At 34.5% G+C, this 20,089-nt stretch carries 11 protein-coding genes, 2 tRNA genes and 1 pseudogene; 8 read left to right on the top strand and 6 right to left on the bottom strand.

Translation table 11 applies throughout. The features are described from left to right. Nucleotides 1-1,205: 1,205 nt before the first annotated feature. The 4 genes and pseudogenes from RLT85_RS03555 to RLT85_RS03540 all read left to right on the top strand — a co-directional run. Nucleotides 1,206-1,412: pseudogene (locus tag RLT85_RS03555) on the top strand (response regulator); the annotation flags it as partial. Between the two features lie 15 nt (nt 1,413-1,427). Further along, entirely contained in the window at nt 1,428-4,106 is a 2,679-nt protein-coding gene (locus tag RLT85_RS03550; protein ID WP_311400674.1) for a PAS domain S-box protein, read from the top strand. A 12-nt stretch (nt 4,107-4,118) separates the two neighbouring features. Continuing rightward, complete coding sequence (locus RLT85_RS03545) at nt 4,119-4,520, top strand: response regulator (protein WP_311400664.1); 402 nt, start codon at nt 4,119-4,121, stop codon at nt 4,518-4,520. Between the two features lie 499 nt (nt 4,521-5,019). Continuing rightward, the gene (locus tag RLT85_RS03540; RefSeq protein ID WP_311400663.1) at nt 5,020-5,550 is read left to right on the top strand and encodes a sigma-70 family RNA polymerase sigma factor; all 531 of its coding nucleotides are present in this window, start codon (nt 5,020-5,022) and stop codon (nt 5,548-5,550) included. A gap of 27 nt (nt 5,551-5,577) precedes the next feature. On the opposite strand, the gene RLT85_RS03535 is transcribed toward RLT85_RS03540, so the two are convergent. Both RLT85_RS03535 and dinB read right to left on the bottom strand, forming a co-directional pair. Then, entirely contained in the window at nt 5,578-8,541 is a 2,964-nt protein-coding gene (locus RLT85_RS03535) for a DNA polymerase III subunit alpha (RefSeq protein ID WP_311400662.1), read from the bottom strand. Nucleotides 8,542-8,545: 4 nt separating this feature from the next. Next, a complete protein-coding gene (gene dinB, locus RLT85_RS03530; protein ID WP_311400661.1) occupies nt 8,546-9,763 on the bottom strand; it encodes a DNA polymerase IV in 1,218 nt (405 codons plus the stop codon). Nucleotides 9,764-9,966: 203 nt separating this feature from the next. Between dinB and RLT85_RS03525 the strand changes: the two genes are divergently transcribed. From RLT85_RS03525 to RLT85_RS03515, 3 genes are all read left to right on the top strand, one after another. Then, nucleotides 9,967-10,563 carry a hypothetical protein gene (locus RLT85_RS03525; protein ID WP_311400660.1) on the top strand — a complete coding sequence of 199 codons (597 nt, stop codon included), beginning with the start codon at nt 9,967-9,969 and terminating at the stop codon, nt 10,561-10,563. A 405-nt stretch (nt 10,564-10,968) separates the two neighbouring features. After that, nucleotides 10,969-11,700, top strand: a complete 732-nt coding sequence (locus tag RLT85_RS03520) for a DUF4209 domain-containing protein (RefSeq protein WP_311400659.1) — start codon at nt 10,969-10,971, stop codon at nt 11,698-11,700. 386 nt (nt 11,701-12,086) lie between these two features. Continuing rightward, nucleotides 12,087-13,523 (top strand): SLC13 family permease, encoded by a 1,437-nt coding sequence (locus tag RLT85_RS03515; protein ID WP_311400658.1) that lies wholly within the window; start codon nt 12,087-12,089, stop codon nt 13,521-13,523. Between the two features lie 686 nt (nt 13,524-14,209). On the opposite strand, the gene RLT85_RS03510 is transcribed toward RLT85_RS03515, so the two are convergent. The 4 genes from RLT85_RS03510 to mutS all read right to left on the bottom strand — a co-directional run bounded on the left by RLT85_RS03510 (nt 14,210) and on the right by mutS (nt 19,020). Then, nucleotides 14,210-15,754: a hypothetical protein gene (locus tag RLT85_RS03510; RefSeq protein ID WP_311400657.1), complete on the bottom strand. Its 1,545-nt coding sequence runs from the start codon at nt 15,752-15,754 to the stop codon at nt 14,210-14,212. Nucleotides 15,755-16,144: 390 nt separating this feature from the next. Beyond that, nucleotides 16,145-16,228: transfer RNA gene (locus tag RLT85_RS03505), tRNA-Leu, on the bottom strand. A 41-nt stretch (nt 16,229-16,269) separates the two neighbouring features. Beyond that, nucleotides 16,270-16,342, bottom strand: a tRNA-Gly gene (locus tag RLT85_RS03500). An 86-nt stretch (nt 16,343-16,428) separates the two neighbouring features. After that, on the bottom strand, nt 16,429-19,020 hold the full coding sequence (gene mutS, locus RLT85_RS03495; RefSeq protein ID WP_311400673.1) for a DNA mismatch repair protein MutS: 2,592 nt from the start codon (nt 19,018-19,020) through the stop codon (nt 16,429-16,431). Nucleotides 19,021-19,470: 450 nt separating this feature from the next. On the opposite strand from mutS, the gene RLT85_RS03490 reads away from it, so the two are divergent. Continuing rightward, nucleotides 19,471-20,004, top strand: coding sequence for an RNA methyltransferase (locus RLT85_RS03490; RefSeq protein WP_311400656.1), 534 nt, complete (start codon nt 19,471-19,473; stop codon nt 20,002-20,004). Nucleotides 20,005-20,089 lie beyond the last annotated feature (85 nt).

The raw sequence follows: 20,089 nt of genomic DNA, 5'->3' as shown, positions 1-20,089 counted from the left end.
TAATTTTGATACACCATTAGAAATGATGGAAAAACTTTTGTTTAACTCAAAAGTTGCGTTTATTACTTGAATCTAGCTTATAATTAAACAGAGGTTTCTGCTTTACTAAATAATGAAAGTGTAAACACAAGTAAGCGCACCAGATCTCTTCCGAAGAAATGAAAACAAACGCGCAAGAAAAATTAATTATATTCTAAACAAATGCACTTTTAGTACGTACTATCTTGAAGTCAAGTTTGCGTGTTAATCTTAAAAACAAGAAGTAGTATATACTCCTAGAATTTAAAAAATACTCGTTTTGAGCGCATCCAATTCTCCATAGCATATTTAAGCTAAACACTTTAAATACTTAAATAGCTATAGTATAAACAAAAATGGCTTCCCAAATAAATGCCATACTTAAAATTTTATTCCTGCTGAATTTTAAATTGAACTAAAATACTTCGCTGCAATATCCTAAAAAAAGAGAATAAGATAGCAAACAATCAAAAAAAATAAACAGCCAAAATGTGAGTTTATTTTAAATTTAAAATCCACTTCAAATTACTTCCGAAGCATAACAGTTGATGCTTCACTAAAAAAGAAGGTTGTTTTTCTCTAAGCTACTTCCTATATTTAGGCTTATAATTTTAAATCAGAATTGAGTTTGATACGTATGCTGTAAAAAAGCAAGCACTTAAATAGAAATTGAGAGAATTAACAGAATGCTTTTGCGCCAAGACAGATTTTTGATTTAAAAGTAAAAAACTTATAAAAAATGTAAAATAGGAAATGCGAAAAAATTACTGTCATTCTCCTATAGAATTATAAATATGATGCAAATTTCACTAGGTAAGAGACTTGCAAAGTAAGATTTATCCATTGTCTTATTCCTTATAATTGGGAATATGGGCATTTTTTTTGTCCAAGTAAGGTTGAAATACTCTTGAAGATTAACGTAAATCATTTTCTTTAAAATAGTTTACTTCTTCGCATAATTTCAATAGCTACATTGCAAAACCCTTGGAGTTCAATTGAGCTCTAAAAAATGTTATCAAACTTAACCATTATGGGTTGTCACATCATCAACCTCTTATCAAACGACTAAAAAACGCATAGAATTGACTACAGAATTAAAAATATTACATCTCGAAGACACTCCTGAAGATGCTCAACTAGTATAAAATGAACTTCAGAGAGGCAGTTTTCCATTTAAAACCAGGGTAGTTGATAATAAGTCTGCATTTAAAAAAGCTCTCGAAGAGTTTGTTCCAGATATTATCTTAGCAGAACATAGAGTTCCTTCTTTCGATTCTATGGCAGCAATAGAGATAGTGAAACAAAAAGAAATAAAAGTTCCTATTTTATTGGTTTCAGCAACTATAACGGAAGAATTTGCAGTAGAAGCTCTAAAAGCTGGCGCAGAAGATTACATCCTCAAAGATCGTATGCTTAGGCTACCACAGGCAGTTTTAAACGCCATAAATAAACATAGAGCAGAGCTAGAATTGCATGAAACTCAAGAAATGAATACGGGTGTACTTTCTTCTATTAAAGCACATATTGCTGTCATAGATAAAAATGGCAACCTCATCGCCACAAATACTGCCTGGAATAATTTTGCTATCGAGAATGGCGTTACCTCTTTAGAGCGAGTCGCTACTGGAAATAATTACTTTAGCGTTTGCGAAAATGCAGCAAATAAGGGAGATAGCGATGCAGCAGTTGCTTTAACTGGCATTCAGTCTATTTTTAAAAAAGAAAAGCACTTCTTTGAAATGGAATATCCTTGCCATTCTCCTTTACGAAAACGATGGTTTCATCTTTCGGTCACTAAATTTGGAGAAGATGATTCTAAAGTTGTGATCTCTCATCAAGAGATTACTGAAACCAAGATTGCTCAAAACAAGCTCAAAGAAACTTCAGCAGAATTAAAAAAGACACTTTTTGAATATCATAAAATACTTGATTCTTCTCTAGATGTTATTTGTACGGTGAATAAGGATGGAGAGTTTGTAAATGTTAGCGCTGCATCAAAACAAATTTGGGGATATACTCCAGAAGAGCTTAAAGGTACAAAATTTATGAATCTCGTTTATGCCGAAGATACTGAAATTACCAAAGCTACTTCCCAAATTTTTAAGAGCAATAACCAAATGCCTGCTTTTGAAAATCGATATGTTCATAAAAATGGAAAAATAGTACCTCTATTATGGTCGGTTAAATGGGATAAAAAATCCGACTTATTTTTTTGTTTAGCGAAAGATATAACCGAGAGAAAAATAGCGGATAGAGCTACAGAAAATGAAAGAGATCAATTTTATAATATGTTTTTAAAAGCTCCATCTGCAGTTGGCGTGTTAAAAGGTATTCATCATATTTTTGAAATGACTAATCCGCTGTATTTGCAAATGATAGGCAAAAAAGATATTATTGGAAAAACGGTTGAAGAAGTACTTCCAGAAGTAATTGACCAAGGATTTATTGATATATTAGATAATGTATATCGCACTGATGAATCACATACTAATAGGGAGAAGTTAGTTAAAATAGATAAAGAAGGGAAGGGAAAATTGACTAATGTATATATAAACTGCGTTTACCAAGCATATAGAAACATTAAAGGAGAAATAGAAGGGGTTTTCTTTTTCATTAACGACGTTACAGAGCAAATAGAATCGAGAAAAGCAATTGTAGCAAGTGAGACGAAATATAGAAAAATTGTAGAAACCGCCCAAGAAGGAATTTGGTTGCTCGATGAAAATGGTAGAACCACTTTTGTAAATAAGAAAATATGCGATATGCTCGAATATACCGAAGCAGAAATGCTGGGTAAAGAAAACTACCACTTTATGGGAGAAAATGGTAAGAATGAAACTCTGATGGCAAGAGAAGGAAGAAGCAAAAATATAACTGAAAGTCTTGAATACACGTTTGTATCTAAAAGCGGGAAACATGTTCTTACTAAAGTCTCTGCCAATCCTATTTTTGATGACCACGGTAGGTTTAAAGGATCCTTAGGAATGGTTTCTGATATTACCGAAAAGAAACATTTAGAAAATCTTTTAGAAAAATCGAATAAACTGGCGAGAATTGGAAGCTGGGAAATTGACCTACATAAAGACGGAGTGTATTGGTCTGACATTACTAAAGAAATTCTGGATGCTAGCCCTGATTTTGTACCAGAGCTCTCCGATGGAATAAAAATTTTTACTGATGAAGAAACGAAGAATAGTATATCTGCATTGGCAAAGCAATGCATAGATGATGGAATCCCTTGGGATGAAGAGTTACAATTTATCTCTTTTGAAGGGAATATTAAATGGATGCGAACAATTGGTGAAGCAGAGTTTGTTAATGGAGAATGTAGTAAAATTTACGGTAGTTCCCAAGATATTACAGAACGAAAGAAAGCAGAGATTGAACGTACTAAAATGATTTCTGATATTGTTCAGCGTAATAGTGATTTAGAACAATTCTCTTATATCGTATCTCACAATCTTCGCGCTCCTACAGCCAATATTATTGGTTTTGCTGAAATTTTAAAGAATGAAATACTCACTCCACAAGAACGAGAAGCATCTATGCAAGGGCTCTCAGCATCTGTAAATGAACTAGATACAGTCATCAAAGATATTAATAGTATTTTACAAAATAAAGGTGAGGTTCATGAAAAAAAGGAAATGATATTTTTTTCTGAATTGGTAGATAGTATCCTTATAAGTGTGGGCAATCTCATTGAGAAGCATCGGGTAAACATTACCACCAACTTTGCTGAAGTAAATAAAATCTTTTCGCTCAAAAGTTATATGTACAGTATTTTCTATAACCTTATAAGCAATAGTATTAAATATGCCAAGCCAAATGAAGCACCAATCATTCAAATAAAAAGTAGAAAAGAAAATGAAAAAATAATCCTTACCTTTAAAGACAAAGGTTTAGGACTGGATATGAAAACTAAAGGCGATAAGATTTTTGGTCTCTACAGTCGGTTTCATTCCAATGTAGAAGGAAAAGGTATGGGGTTATTCATGGTGAAAACTCAAGTCGAATCGCTCGGCGGAAAAATAACAATAGATAGTGAACTCAATAAAGGAACTGAATTTACAATCGTGTTTGAAACTTAAATAAAAAATAAAATGACAAAATCACAAAAACATTTTATCATTGTTGACGATGATGCGCTAAATAATATTCTTACCAGAATGATATTAACCAAAGCATTTGACGATGTGCTTATTCATATTTTTAGTATTCCTGAAGACAGTTTGGAGTTTATGAAATCTCAATCCAACCATAGCCAACCTAACGAAAAAATAGTGCTTTTTCTAGACATCAATATGCCAAGCCTCTCTGCGTGGGAGTATCTCGAAGAATTTAATCTTTTTGATACTTCTATAAAAGAACAATATGAAATTTACATTCTCTCTTCTTCCATAGACCCAAAAGACATTAACCGCGCAAAAGATAGCCGTCTTGTGAAAGATTTTATAGAAAAACCACTTAGAAAAGAAATTCTCCTAACTATGTTTAATGTATAAAAGCGAGCCTTTTCATTTCTCTCTCCCTTTTGATATTCGCTAATTGTTATTATTCATTTTCTTTTTTGCTTCTTGGTTTTTTTCAACTATTCACCTATTTTTTATTAGCAACCCACTGCTGTAACTATTTACATCATTTTTAAAGTGATGCCATTTGCTGATTAGAAACTTCTTTATCAAAATTATTTTTAGATCTATCTGAAATAGAACAAATGCTTCTAAAACCTGTTCTTTGAAACAAAGATTTTCAATTCTTTTTATCTATTCAGAAAAGACAAATAAATTGTATCTTTTTAGAGATTTCCCAGTCTACTTAATGAACCCTAAAATATAAAATTATGAATACGTGTAAATGTACAGATTGTGACTGTCCAAATTGCAACTGCAAAAATTGCGCAACAAGCAATTGTCCTTGTGAGAAATGCGAATGCAACAAATGTGATTGCTGTTAAATTTTACGAAGCTTAGTTTAAAAACTAAGCTTTATTTATTTTTGACTATGGAAACTCAAAACATCTGGAATAATTTTAATGAAGAATTGTATTTCTTCATCCTAAAAAAAGTGAAGAATAAAGCCATTACCAATGATATTTTTCAAAACACATTTTTAAAAATACATAAAAATTTACCTCAGCTTAAAGCGGAAGAAAAAGCAAGAGCGTGGGTTTTTCAGATTGCTAGAAATGAAATAGCAGATTACTTCCGTAAAGAATCTGTTTATGTAGAGAAACTCTCGATTAATAAAGAAGTTAGCTCGCAAGAACTAGAACACTTTTGCTGTTTTGATAAATTTATAAATGAATTACCACACATTTATAAAGAGGTAATTGAATTGGCTTATATCGAAGGAAAAAAACAGAAAGAAATTGCAGAACAGATAAACATTAGTCTTGAAAATGTAAAAGCAAGAATTAGGAGAGCAAAAAGCATTCTAAAAAAGAGATTTAACGAATGTTGCAAATATGAAATTGGTGAAAATGGCAAGTTAACTGGACCTTCCAATTGTGCGATCTGCGACACCACAACATAAGTAAACCCTCAAAATTTTGTGCTTTTCTCAATATTTCGAAACAAATCTAGGATTGCTCAGCACTTCCATCTTATAAATAGAATCTACAATTAGCGCAACATAATCAAACTCTACCGCTATTCTCCCTGTACACTTATAAATTCCTTTAGAACGTATAGGAAAATGCGAAGCTACTTTTGGAAAGTGAACCGTATCAAAAACCTCGAAATCTTCACTGTAAAACGTACCAAAAAGCATAGACTCTCCCTTACTTGTTCGCGTTCGTTTTGCGGTAATCAAATAGCCATAAAGTGTTACTTGCTTGCCTTGATAGTTTTTTAATTCATTTACGCGAACGGAAGATGTTACTTTTTCTTTCAGCAGTAAAAAAGGATTTATAAGAGAAAGTCCCAAGACTTGCAACTGGTCATAATATTCGGTGATGAAATTTTGCGAAAATGAAGGCAAAGTGAATTTCTTCTCTTTCTTACTAAAGAGTTTGGGCTGTGAATTGGTGTTTTTTGATTTCTGAAGTAAAAAATGAGCCTCCCAAAGCAATTGATGTTTATCTTTTTGGGTGAAACGGAACGCCGATGCTTTAATAAGAATCGCAATTTGCTCTACAGAAATTTTAAGCCGATCAATAAAATTTTCTAAAGAAGTATAAACTCCATAAAAAGCCCGATTCTCTAAAATTAACCGAACCGTTTTAATCTCCAATTCTTTAAGATAGCCCAGTCCCAAATACACTTCTTTGCCATCAATTAGTACAGGATAATCGCTTTTATTCACAGAAGGTAAGTGTAAGAAACCGCCACAATTTTTAATTTCTTGCAAGTAGGTTTCTATAGCGTAAAAACCGCCGCCATTATTGATGGCTGCTACCATAAACTCCAACGGAAAATAACATTTTAAATACAAACTCTGGTAACTTTCTACCGCATAAGAAGCAGAATGCCCTTTAGGAAATGCATAACCTGCAAAAGAAGATATCTGCACCCAAATTTCTTCCACCAAAGCTTTATCATAGCCTTTAGCTTTACAATTATCCCTAAACTTGGCTTCTATTTTTTGCATTTGTCCTTTAGAAGTTTTCTTTCCGCTCATTCCCCTCCGCAATACATCGGCATCATCTAAATCTAATCCTGCAAAATGATGCGCCACTTTCATCACATCTTCTTGGTAAACCATAACGCCGTAGGTGTCGGGCATAATCTCGTACAATACGGGGTGAGCCTCCTTTCTTTTTTCTGGATAACGGTGACGCTTTATGTACTCTTCTTTCATTCCTGCGCTAGAAACTCCCGGACGAATAATAGAACTGGCCGCAACAAGATTTAAGTAATTATCGGTTTGCAGTTTGGTTAATAATCCGCGCATAGCGGGAGATTCAATATAAAAAACGCCCATACAGTCTCCCTTTGCTAAAAGCGTATTGATTTTAGGATCGGTTTTAAACTGCTGTACATCTTCTATATCTTTTATCTGAGCTGTTGGCTGATTTTCTTTAATAAGCTGAATTGCATCGGTAATTTTAGACAATCCACGTTGAGCTAGAATATCAAACTTATGTATGCCCACATCTTCTGCAATATTCATATCAATCTGAATGGTGGGAAAGCCTTTCGGCGGAAAAAAAGTGGCCGCATATTGATGAACAGGTTGATCGAGTATCAAAATTCCGCCAGAATGTACACTGGTATAATTGGGAAACCCCTGAATGTAACTTCCATATTTAAGCACCAATTTTTCTAAATCGTCCAATTGCTCCCATTGAAAATATCCAGAAGCCAATCTATTCATATTTTCTTTGGGCAAGCCAAAAACCTTCCCTAATTCTCGTACTACCGCCTTATGTTTAAAGGTAACATAAGTTCCCATTAAAGCAGTATTGGCGTGACGCTCAAAAATATACTGCGTGATATCTTCGCGATCTTTCCAAGAGAAATCCAAATCGAAATCTGGAGGAGAACTCCGGCTACTATTAATAAAACGTTCAAAATATAAATCTAGTTCTACGGGATCTACATTAGTGATTCCCAAAATATAAGCCACGGCAGAATTAGCACCACTCCCCCTGCCTATAAAAGAGTATTTCTTAGACTTGGCATACTGAATAATATCATAGTTAATCAAAAAGTATGAAACAAAACCCAAGCTAATAATCGCGTCTAATTCCTTTTTTACACGTTCCAAAACTTTAGAAGATGGCTCCACGTAACGTTTTTCTAAATTGGCATAGCATAATTCTTTTAGCGTGCTTTCATCTTCTTCTTTTGACTTGCCAAAAACTTGCAAATTCCGATTCACTTTTTGTTCAAACTCAAAATCTACATGGCAAGAATCGATTAGTTTTTTTGTATTTTTAAGTAAATCAGGATGATGTTCAAAAAGTGTTAAGCTTTCCTCTAAGGAATGCATTTTATCCTCAGGAAAACCACATTGGCTTTGCGGAAGTTTACTAAGAAGCGTATTGTTGTCGATGGCTCTTAAAAGTCGGTGGGTGTTGTAATCCTTTTTATTCCGAAAGCTTAAACTATTGAGCGCAATTAATTTTGATTCTATAGTTGAAAAATCCTTGAATTTCGCTTGCTGAAAGCTTTTAAAAGAAACTCCTATAAATTCATTTTCTGTCAATTGGGATAGATGCCATTTTTTTTCAGGTTTAAAAGGATAAATAAAATAGCAATCTTCAAAACTGGGCGCCTTTTCAGGAAAAGGTATTTTTTCTTTTAAGTGATACGATAAAAAATTATTCAGTCTTAAATAACCTTCATTGTTCTTGGCAATCCCTACATAAACTTGTTGATGCTCGTTTCTAAAATCAATTCCGACAAGGGCTTTTAACCCATAATGCTTTGCCATCTTTATAAAACTTAGGCAAGCCGTCGTACTATTAATATCGGTTACCGCAAGCGCATCAACCGCATTTTGTTTTGCCAGTTCGCACAATTGCTTTTCAGAAAAGATTCCGTAGCGCATAGAATACCACGTATGACAATTAAGATACATCTATTTATTGTTTACGGTGAGCCAAAACAATGGGAGGTTCCCCATTAAAAGGATTTTGTGTTCCTCCAATGCTGCGCGTGCCAAGCGTAGATGCTCTAAGAACGCTACGTTCTCCAAACCTATTTTTAATATGATCTAAAGATTGGTAGAGTTGAAGCATTTTTTCTGAATCGTCAAAGAGATTGATTTGATAATTTCCCCCTACAATTCCCGAAAATTTTAAGCCAATTAAACGGATTAATATTCTTCTTTGATAGAGGTTTTCAAAAAGCTCTATGGCTTTGGGACTCAAAATATGATCTGCGCTGGTATAAGGAATTTTGACTTGTTTAGTATAAGTCTGATAGTCTGAATAGCGTATTTTCACTGTTAAAGTCGAAGCGAGTTTGTTAGCGTTGCGCAATTGATAGGCTAAACTTTCTGCCATAGCCTGTAACGTGGCTTTTAATCTAGTCATATCTATGGTGTCATTATTAAACGTACGCTCCATAGAAATAGATTTGCGCTCATAGAAAGGAGTAATAGGCGAATGATCAATGCCTTGTGCTCTCATCCAGATGGTTTTTCCGTTTTTGCCAAGAACACTTTCTATCATTTCTAAAGGCATTTCTTGGATGGTTTTAATATTCTGTACTCCTAAGCTGATGAGTTTTTGATAGGTTTTATTTCCTACCATAGGAATTTTATTTACTGATAAAGGAGCTAGAAAAGATTTCTCGTCTCCCATCGCGATACGTATTTCATTATTGGGTTTGGCTTCTCCCGTCGCTATTTTAGAAACCACTTTATTTTGTGAAAGTCCGAAGGAAATGGGCAAACCACTTTCGTTGATGATCTTCTTTCTTAATTCTTTAGCAAAGCTGTAGATTCCAAAAAACCGATCCATTCCTGTAAGATCTGCATAGAATTCATCTACACTGGCTTTTTCAAAGGAAGGAACTTCGCTTTTAATAATATCTGTAATCAAGTGAGAGTATTTGGTATAAGTGGAAGCATTTCCTTTAATCACAGTAGCCTCTGGACAAAGATTTCTAGCCACTTTCATCGACATGCCGCTATGTATGCCGTGTTTTCTAGTTTCATAACTGCAAGCTGCAACTACTCCGCGATCTCCGAGTCCACCAACAAGCACGGGTCGATCACGAAGTTCTGAATTAATCAAACGCTCTACGGAAACAAAAAAAGTATCCAGATCTAGATGTATTATAGACTTCTCTTTCATAAATAGGATTATTTCCAATGATGCGGAAAATATCCAAATTTAAAAAATGATTTAGATTATAAGTAGGTGTTAGGTGTTAAAGTTTGAAAAAGATTTCTATTCAGAAAAAAAGTTATTTCTTAAAAAATTTTAACATTAAAAATGTATGTTTGAGGTGATGTAAGTAGTTGTGTGTAAGCTGAAAAAAAAACACGATTTTAAGAATGTTTAAAACTTTAAATGAATATTACGACTACATCGAAAAAGACAATAATTTCGGTCTTTCAAGTCACTTAAAATCTTTATCAGATGATATTGAAACTGAGGAAGAAATGAAAAAATGTAGCTTCGAAATTTACTATTTAGATTTCAATTTTAGAAAAGGTATTTACATTCCGTTGTGCTCGAACAATGAGAATAGTTATTCATCAAAATCATTGTTTGAAGATTTTGACTATATCAAAATAAGGGCAAATTCTACTGATTCTGTAAGCTCGAAACATTTAGCAAAATATAATCATTTACTTTGGGAAAGTTCATATAAGCATATAGATTACAGGAAATTAGCAATAGGTAATTATTTTAAATTTTTAAAAACAACGACACTTCCTAAAAATGATAATCTTTCTCAAAGAGGGTTTTCTGAAATGTTTGAGAATATGTTTTTATTAAATCAATCTATAAATTTTCAGATTGACGAATCTATCCAATTCTTAATAGGGAACCTTAAAAAGAAAAATATTAGTGGTTTTCAAAAATTCTCTCTAATGGATTTTATAACCAATGAAGGTAGAAAAATTGACAAACAATTTTTTAAATAATTTTTGGATTATTCAAAAAGTGTGATTGACAATAAATCATATCCTGATTTAGAAAAACAATATCTTCAATTGTTGATTGAATTATCTATTAAATTAGGTAAATCCGAAAAAAAATACCTAAATCGACTTGGAGACTATCATCTAAGTGATTCCGCAAACCATAAAGAAAGTTTTGTAGTTCACAATTTTTAGATAAAAGCACTTAAGCAATATCAAAAAGCGGGGAATAAAAATAAAATTGAAGATGTAACTGTTCTAATAGAAAAGGCAAAAAACAACTTAAATTTCAAATCGATTAAATCAGAACATTCTAGTCCCGAACTACAAAAATGGTATGAAACATTAGACAATTTTACAACAGAACTTATTGAAAAGGAAGAAAGTAATACAATATACTAATACTTGATGGTGTCTGACCAAATTTTTCCGAAAGCTAAAGTACTAGATGAAAAGATAAATTCTGTTATGATGGATTTAGTTAGTACAATGAGTTTTGATATTAACAAGAATGTTAGTAGTAACAAGAAAAGTAGTTTTAATCCTTATCATATTCAATTACAAAATTTTGCTTTGCGCCATTTGTGGTTGGTTTTTTCCAAAGGTTTAAAGAATAACAAGATTAGTTATCAATCATTAAGGAAGTTTTTAAAAAACAATACTTGGTATGGAATTGAGTCTTCAACGAGAAATCCTGCGGGAGAATTAGAAACATATAATTGGCTTCAAGTTTTATTACCTGCACTGGATAGTTACTTTATGCAATCACAAATTGACATAAAGACCAATACAAATAGTTATTCTGGTTACATATTGTCAATCGACTCTTTAGTTTTAAATTTTGAAGGTATTTTGAGAGAATTTTCAAGAAATATTGGAGCACAAACAATTGACATTAAAGAAAACGGAACTCAAGAAAGAATTTCTTTTGAAAAGTGGCTAGACAACGAGAAGCTGAAAAATTTAGTGCCAGAAGATGATATTGCCTTGTTTAAATTTCTCTTTACTTCAGATGGAATGAACTTAAGAAATAATATTGCTCATTGCTTTTACAAGGCTAAAGATTATTCCGCAGCAATTATGTGGTTATTAATTTGTGCTTTTCTTAAATTGGGTAACTATAAGATAAAGACGGAATAAAATAGTGGAACAATAACCTATGAAGCTCATAGATAACCAATTGCTCAACCCAATCTTTCAGTCACTTTTTCAAGTCCACCAAATTTTTAAATTTACTGCGACTTTTTATTTTTTAAATTGGTAGCAGTAGTCCTTGGGTGGGCTTATTAAGAAAAAAAGATAATAAGAAAATCGGCTTGTGTTTCATCCCAATAGTAACTGTCAATTTTCAGCCCTACTCTTCTTATACAATCACGTTAGTAATAATTTAAAAATGAGATAAATTTTGATGTAAGTGTTTCGTTTGTAATTTATAGTACTTTTGTGGTTTTATGAATGTGTAGTAATTGCATCATACTTATTTGACATCCAATTTTAAGCCTTTAATAGTTTAAAAAATTGAATACATGGGAAGCAACGATTCCAGAAGATCTTCATTTAAATATTACCGCGATAAGACATTAGGCAGACTATTTAATACCTCTACTTTTTTAGGAAATGTGGTCATCGCATTTTTGGTAACTTATTTTATTCCGTTTGAAGGTTTCACTCCTGCAATGGACTGTGTGCTTTTTTTGACTGTTCTCGCTTTAGGTCTTTGGATTACAGAAGCAATACCACCTTTTGCCGTAGGAATTTTTATTATTGGCTATTTAGTCTTTACCCTTGGATCCGATTATTTTTTAGAAACTCCCATGCCAATAGACGATTATGTGGGTGCTTGGACCAGCGATGTGATTTGGCTATTGCTGGGTGGGTTTTTCCTCGCCGAGGGCATGAAGCGAGTCGAACTTGACCGAACACTATTTCGCTTTACCGTACGCAGGTTTGGAACGAAACCAAAAAGACTACTCTACGGTTTGATGATGATGACTGCCGTGGCGAGCATGTTTATGTCAAATACGGCTACCGCAGCCATGATGATTGGAAGTATAATGCCTCTCGTATCTAAGCTGGGCAAAGAAAATCCATTCACACGTTCCTTGCTCATTGGAATACCAGCCGCTGCTTCTGTGGGTGGGATTGGAACCATCATTGGCAGCACCCCCAATGCAATCGTTGTAGGTGCTTTGGAAACCATTGGTGTTAAAATTACATTCCTTACTTGGATGGTATTTGGAGTTCCACTTGCCTTATTTTTGGTTTGGTCGTTTTGGAAATACCTCTCCTCCAAGAATATTACCAACGTTGTCGATCTCGATTTGTCGTTTTTAGATGAAGAGCCTGAACATTTGGTGCCGGTGAAAGAGAAGTGGATTGTTATTATAACCTTATTTTTTACAGTTCTTCTCTGGAGCACCGAGTCGCTTCACGGAATTCCCTTGGCCGCTACATCGGCTGTACCAATTGTTGTCCTTACGCTCACTAGTATTATTTCGGCAGATCAAGTACGTGGACTTCCTTGGGATACACTAATGCTGGTAGCTGGAGGTCTCGCATTGGGACTTGCTATTGTAGATGTAGGATTGGCTCATAAGTTTATTGTTATGCTTAAGAGTTTTAATTTCCCGCTCTTATTGCTTGCCATTATATTTGGGTATCTCACTTTGGGAATGAGCAACGTAATGTCAAATACCGCCGCTGCAGCTATTTTGATTCCAATCACTTTGGGTCTGCCAGGAATATATCAGGTTTCCGTACCTCTAATTATTGCTCTAAGTGCAAGTTGTGCTTTGTTTTTGCCAGTATCTACACCTCCAAATGCAATTGCATACAGCACGAATTTAGTAAATCAAAAAGATTTTAGGATAGGTGGAATCTACTTTGCTGGAGTTGCTCCTATTTTCATTTTCCCATTGGGTATTCTCGTTGCCTACCTTCTTTCATTGGGCTTTTCACTTTAAACCTAACGTCGATTATAATTCAGAGATTCAGATTTCTATAAAAGACGATATATAAATTTCGTTTTAGAAAACATAGCGACAATGGGCGAAAGAAAATAAAAGATAAGTGCCAATATTGGAAGAAATGCATATGTAGGCTTTCCTAAGAATAGGACATTATTTATAAAGAAAATAGTTTAAGAGAATTTACAACAGAGCTTATATGGATGTATAATAGAAAAAAAATACGATATTAAACTAGATAATCTGTATTTGATAATAATGTATCCAGAAAAAGATAATTACTACAAGATACAAGTTCTATATCTTAAATCAGTAATGTGTTATTGGCTCAAACCAGTCTATGCCGATCCGGGCGGACAGCCTATCCCGAAGCTTCGGGATTACGGAATTTCCACTTCAAACCTGCCCGACTAGTCATTCAGGCGGGTTTTACGATAAATTTTCGATAGGCCGAAGAAACCGTACTACTAAAAAGAATTTCAATCATTATAAAAAGCTATCGAAACCCAATTATAATAGGTTCTTACAAATTATCCCCAAAAACGCTTAGGACGCTATTGATCTTAAATATGACCTTAAAAGAATATTGAGAACTGTGTTAGATCTAACCAAAGAAAAGATTATTGGGATGAAAAAATAAGTAAAAATTTACTTTTCCGCCAAGGTAATTTGTTAGTCAAATATTAGGAGCAGTTCCATTGTTCTCCTGCGTTATTTATTACATTAGTTGTATTTCCTGTAATATCACTGTCTATAGCTTTAATGTTTTCGCAACCATCCTCGATTATTACCCCTGTTTTATTCTCTGTTATTGAAGAGTTTAAGAGAGTTATGTTTTTCGGATACATACCACTCGCACGTCCAAAAACAATCCCATTACCGCTCGCTTCAGAATTTATTAAACCTTTGACTTTGGCTTTTATTTTTAAATTTTTAGAACCCCCAATTACTGAGATACCATTTGCAGCAAGTGTATTCTCTGAAACTTCAATGATAAATTCGCTATTGGTCAAGCCCATGATAACAAACATCGGTCTGTTTTCTTGTAAATATCTGTCCTTGCCACCTCCAATAGCCATAAAGGATTTAATAGTTATATTAGAACTTAGAAAAAACTGCCCTGCCCTACCACAGTCTTTCGCAATCACATTGTTTACCGTGATATTGGAAGAATTCTTTCCAATTCCGAAGCCATGACGAGAACAGTTTTCAGTATAAATTTCATCAATGAATCCATTGGTTGCATCATTATGCAGATAAACCCCATCTTCCCAATCAGAATTTAACGCCCTTACATTCGTAACTCTGAAGTTATCAACATCGTGAAGCAATAACCCCTTGTCGTGCGCCCCATCTGCCGTCAGAGTATCTATATCGAAATCATAGCTTTCATGAAACTGAACACAATGTAAAACTGCATTTCTGGATGTGAGACCTTTCCCTACAAACACATTATAAGAACCGTTTACTGTGACACCACATCCATACCGCACGTCTTCACCTACTCGATTAATGTATAGCGGTTCTACATCGAATTGGTTTTCCTTATTCTGGTCAACAATTCCCGTTCCTGTTATAGATACATTTCCGGCGTTTTCAACTAAAATTACGGATTTGCAATGCCCTACTTTAGCATTGGCTGCCATAGTGTACGTTTCGTTAATTGGCTCTGCAAAACTGATTATATTCTCAGTAACAGAAGTAATGGTTATCGCTGTTCCCATCCTTCTTGTTTGTCCTGTACCTCCACCCTGTGTAGGTTGGTTATCATCAGAAATAACAATCTGCTGTCCTGCAAAATATTTTGTTTTTGCATTCTCTACAGTAATGCTTGTATCGCTAATAGCCACATCTTCGATTACCGCGTCAATGAACCCGTTTTGAATTTTAAGCAATCCATTAACTTCGATTTTTTTATTTGAGGGAATGAGTAAAGGCTTCTGTAAATTAGGAGCATCTCCATTAATTATTACTTTGTTAGCTGCATTTATAGCATCTGTAATAGCCTCCCACGTTATTATACCGTCTAAAGTTATAGTTTCTTTCGGAAGTTCAGCGTTCGGAAGGTCATCGTTCGAACAAGAAATGAGAAAGAGGTTGAAAAAACTTAGGAAAAATAATGGGCGTAAATATGGTTTTATAAAACTGATCTGTTTTTGCTTCATTTTATATGCAATGCTAACTTTCTCTATTTTAATAATGGAATGAGAAAGATAACTGTTATCCACAATAATGTATTAACAATTAATTAACAAATTTACGAGAAAATTATTACATCCAAATAATAAAATATTTAGAAATGCATGAAAATAAAATTCGGCAAGGTAATCAGTATTAAGTATTCCCGTAAACAGATACTTTAGAGACCAAGTGGCTTAACGATTATTCAATATGTGCATTGCATTCTATTGAAGAAAGAATACCTCCACCATAGAAAGCCCAATTACTAGAAAAATGATTATAAAAAATGATAGACATTCATAGGAAATTATTTAGTGTTTCCTATCTCTCTCTATTTAAAAAATTAAATTTTTATTCTGTGCATTATTAAAGGGAGAAAAATTAAATAGTTAATTGCCAAAAAAACCCTCAAAATCAAATGATTAAGAGGGTTTTTGTACTCGGGACGGGACTTGAACCCGTACGAACTAATGTTCATTGGATTTTAAGTCCAACGTGTCTACCAATTCCACCACCCGAGCTAATATGTTTTTACAATAATATAAATAACTAGTAGACTCTGAGCGAAAAACGGGATTCGAACCCGCGACCTCCACCTTGGCAAGGTGGCGCTCTACCAGCTGAGCTATTTTCGCGTAATCTGATAATGAACGTGCAACCGTGATTGCGGTGGCAAATTTAATCCTTTTTTTAGTTTAGCAAAACAAAATCATAAGAAAATTTATTTTTTTTCTTCCTTAAACTGCTTCCCTGCTAACATTCTTTTAATTTCATTTAATTTCATCAAAGCTTCCACTGGCGTAAGTGTATCAATATCAATATGTAATATATCTTCTTTTATTTCTTCCAACAATGGATCATCCAACTTAAAAAAACTAAGTTGAGGTTCTTTTTCCGTAGCACTTTTCATCTGATTGCTCAGCGCATCTTCTCCGTGTGACTTTTCTAATTTTTTTAAAATTTTATGAGCTCTATGCAATACCTGCTGTGGCATTCCTGCCATTTTAGCTACATGGATTCCGAAACTATGCTCGCTGCCGCCTGGAGTAAGTTTTCGAAGAAACAACACATTGTCTTTTAACTCTTTTACAGAGACGTTGTAATTCTTAATTCGCGAAAAACTCTGAGTCATTTCATTCAATTCGTGGTAATGCGTCGCAAATAAAGTTTTTGCTCTAGAAGGATGCTCGTGTAAGTATTCACTAATCGCCCAAGCGATAGAAATTCCGTCATAGGTACTCGTTCCGCGTCCAATTTCATCTAATAAAATAAGACTTCGTTCAGAGAGGTTATTCAAAATATTCGCCGTCTCATTCATTTCTACCATAAACGTAGATTCTCCTAAAGAGATATTATCACTTGCTCCCACTCTAGTAAAAATTTTATCTACCAAACCAATTTCAGCGGCTTTTGCAGGTACAAAGCTTCCCATTTGCGCCAATAACACAATCAAAGCTGTTTGTCTTAAAATAGCCGACTTACCACTCATATTGGGACCGGTAATCATAATAATTTGTTGCTCTTCACGGTCTAAACTTAAGTTATTGGAAACGTACAACTCTCCCGCTGGCAATTGCTTTTCAATCACGGGATGTCTTCCTTCTTCAATATGCAGATCGTGTCCTAAATTAATAAAAGGCTCGTTATAATTTTCTTCTAAAGCTAATTGCGCAAAACTCTGCAAGCAATCTAAACGCGCCACTAAAGAGGCATTTTTTTGAATCACCTCTATATAATCTGCCATCCAAAGCACCAACTTATGAAAAATCTCTTGCTCTAAAGCAAAAATTTTCTCTTCGGCACCCAATATTTTGGCTTCATATTCTTTTAACTCTTCCGTAATGTAACGCTCTGCATTCACTAAGGTTTGTTTTCTCACCCATTCCTCTGGCACCTTGTCTTTATGAGAATTTCGCACTTCTATATAGTACCCAAAAACGTTATTGCTGGCTATTTTTAAACTTGTAATTCCGGTGGCTTCTACTTCTCGCGCCAGCATTTTATCTAGATAATCTTTCCCCGAAAATGCTAGTTGACGGAGTTCATCCAACTCTTCAGAAAAACCAGCAGCAATCGCATTTCCTTTATTTATATTTACTGGAGCTTCTTCTTGCAAAGATTCCTCTATTTTTTTCCGAAGTAAATCACACGCGTGTAAATTTTCTGAAATCACTTGCAAAGCCTCCGCTTCACTCGATGCAGATAACTTTTTAATAGGAATAATAGCATCCAAAGATTTTTTGAGCTGCACCACTTCCCGCGGACTGATTTTTTGGGTAGCTACTTTAGAAATTAAGCGTTCTAAATCGCCTATTTTATTAATATGTTCCTGAATTTCTTTTCGCTGCTTCGGATGTTTTATAAAATACTTTACCACAGCGTGTCTGGCTTCAATCTTTTCTTTATTCTTTAACGGAAGCGCCAACCAACGTTTTAATAAGCGTCCGCCCATCGCAGAAAGTGTCTTGTCTATCACATCTAACAACGTGACCGCTTGCTGTGCATTTCCTTGGTAAAGCTCTAGATTCCTGATTGTAAATCGATCCATCCACACATATTCCTCTTCCGCAATTCGCGACAAAGAAGAGATATGCTGTAGTTTTTTATGCTGAGTTTCGGCTAGGTAATGTAAAACCGCACCAGATGCGATAATCCCTTCTGGTAAACGCTCTACGCCAAAACCTTTAAGATTCTTGGTTTCAAAATGATTGGTAAGCGTTTCTTGGGCATAATCGGGTTGAAAAACCCAATCTTCCAAGTAAAAAGTATGAAAATTTTCTCCCCACAATTCCGTAAAGTCTTTCCTATATTTCTTCGGAATCAAAACTTCACTCGGCATAAAGTTTTGTAGCAATTTATCTAAATGTTCTGCATCGCCTTGAGCTGTTAAAAACTCTCCTGTAGAAACATCTAAAAATGAAATTCCGTACAATTTCTTCCCAAACTGCACGGCTGCCAAAAAATTATTGCTTTTGCTGTGCAGTACCTCATCGTTTAAAGAAACTCCTGGCGTTACCAGCTCGGTTACGCCACGTTTTACAATTTTCTTAGTCTGCTTAGGATCTTCCAATTGATCGCATATCGCCACTCTCTGCCCCGCTTTCACCAATTTAGGCAAGTACGTATTTAAAGAATGATACGGAAAACCAGCCAATTCTAGCTTCTCTCCGCCATTATTTCTATTGGTGAGTATAATGTTTAAAATCTTCGCTGCCTTGATGGCATCTTCTCCAAAAGTTTCGTAAAAATCGCCCACCCTAAAGAGCAACAACGCATCGGGATACTTGGTCTTAATGCCATTGTACTGTTTCATTAACGGAGTCACCTTGGGAGCTTTTTTTGCAGTCAAAATCTATCTTTTTTATTCGAACAGTAAAAATACGTTTTTTACTGAGGAGTTAAAAAATAACTCTTAAGAATAAATAATACCAAAATAGCTGTGTAATATCGCATTAAAACTCGTTCATTTTCCGTTATATTTTCTTGCTCATAGTCTCCATAGCTAATGCTATACAAACCAATCGCAGCGTCATTTAACGAAAAAGCAACTTCGCTTTATTCACGACATTTCAAAACTAATTTGGTATAAGGCTTCATCGTTTTTGATTTGGGCGTTGCCTGCGGCCGGGCTTTTCGCTTTTACGCTTCGGTTCGCTATCGCTCCCTGCAGGGTAACCGCTGCAATCCCTAACGCAAAATAAACGCTAGAAGTTCTTCCAAGTACCTCTCCTTCGATGCCAAAAATAATTTTACTTTTGCAGCTATGAAAAACAGGAAATTAAAAAATAGCGAACTCGACAGAAAATCTATTGAAGGTTTTAAGGAAGCCAAAAAAACACCCATTATCGTGGTGTTAGACAATATTAGAAGTCTTAATAATATAGGTTCTGTCTTTAGAACAGCCGACGCTTTTTTAATCGAAAAAATTTTTCTCTGCGGAATAACTGCAACTCCGCCTCATAAAGACATTCAAAAAACGGCTTTAGGTGCGACAGATACCGTAATTTGGGAACACCACGAAAAAACCGAAGACGTCATCAAAAGTCTGCAAGAAAACGGAGTTAAAATTTTAAGCATAGAACAAGCCGAAGATGCTATGATGTTACAAGATTTTACACCTCAAAAAGACACAACTTACGCTATTGTTTTTGGGAATGAAGTAAAAGGTGTTCAGCAAAGTATCGTATCTATGAGCGACCAAGTGATTGAAATTCCGCAATACGGGAGCAAACATTCTTTAAACATTTCGGTAAGCGCGGGCGTGGTGATGTGGGATTTATTTGCAAAAATGAGTTGAGGTGGTGAGGTGATGATTTGAAAATGTGGCAATGTGTTAATTTGAAAATGAAATTTGGTAGCTGAGTGATTTTCGGAAGAAGGTT

The sequence above is a fragment of the Mesonia ostreae genome (assembly GCF_031845265.1).
Classification (GTDB): domain Bacteria; phylum Bacteroidota; class Bacteroidia; order Flavobacteriales; family Flavobacteriaceae; genus Mesonia; species Mesonia ostreae.
Note: the sequence above shows the minus strand (reverse complement) of the source record. Positions and strands in the feature narration are given on the sequence as shown.

Bases quoted from the DNA above. Each gene is read 5' to 3' on its own strand.
- RLT85_RS03535 (WP_311400662.1), bottom strand. From the start codon at position 8,541: ATGTATCTTAATTGTCATACGTGGTATTCTATGCGCTACGGAATCTTT.
- RLT85_RS03540 (WP_311400663.1), top strand. From the start codon at position 5,020: ATGGAAACTCAAAACATCTGGAATAATTTTAATGAAGAATTGTATTTC.
- RLT85_RS03520 (WP_311400659.1), top strand. From the start codon at position 10,969: ATGGTGTCTGACCAAATTTTTCCGAAAGCTAAAGTACTAGATGAAAAG.
- dinB (WP_311400661.1), bottom strand. From the start codon at position 9,763: ATGAAAGAGAAGTCTATAATACATCTAGATCTGGATACTTTTTTTGTT.
- RLT85_RS03490 (WP_311400656.1), top strand. From the start codon at position 19,471: ATGAAAAACAGGAAATTAAAAAATAGCGAACTCGACAGAAAATCTATT.
- mutS (WP_311400673.1), bottom strand. From the start codon at position 19,020: ATGAAACAGTACAATGGCATTAAGACCAAGTATCCCGATGCGTTGTTG.
- RLT85_RS03515 (WP_311400658.1), top strand. From the start codon at position 12,087: ATGGGAAGCAACGATTCCAGAAGATCTTCATTTAAATATTACCGCGAT.
- RLT85_RS03550 (WP_311400674.1), top strand. From the start codon at position 1,428: ATGCTTAGGCTACCACAGGCAGTTTTAAACGCCATAAATAAACATAGA.
- RLT85_RS03545 (WP_311400664.1), top strand. From the start codon at position 4,119: ATGACAAAATCACAAAAACATTTTATCATTGTTGACGATGATGCGCTA.
- RLT85_RS03525 (WP_311400660.1), top strand. From the start codon at position 9,967: ATGTTTAAAACTTTAAATGAATATTACGACTACATCGAAAAAGACAAT.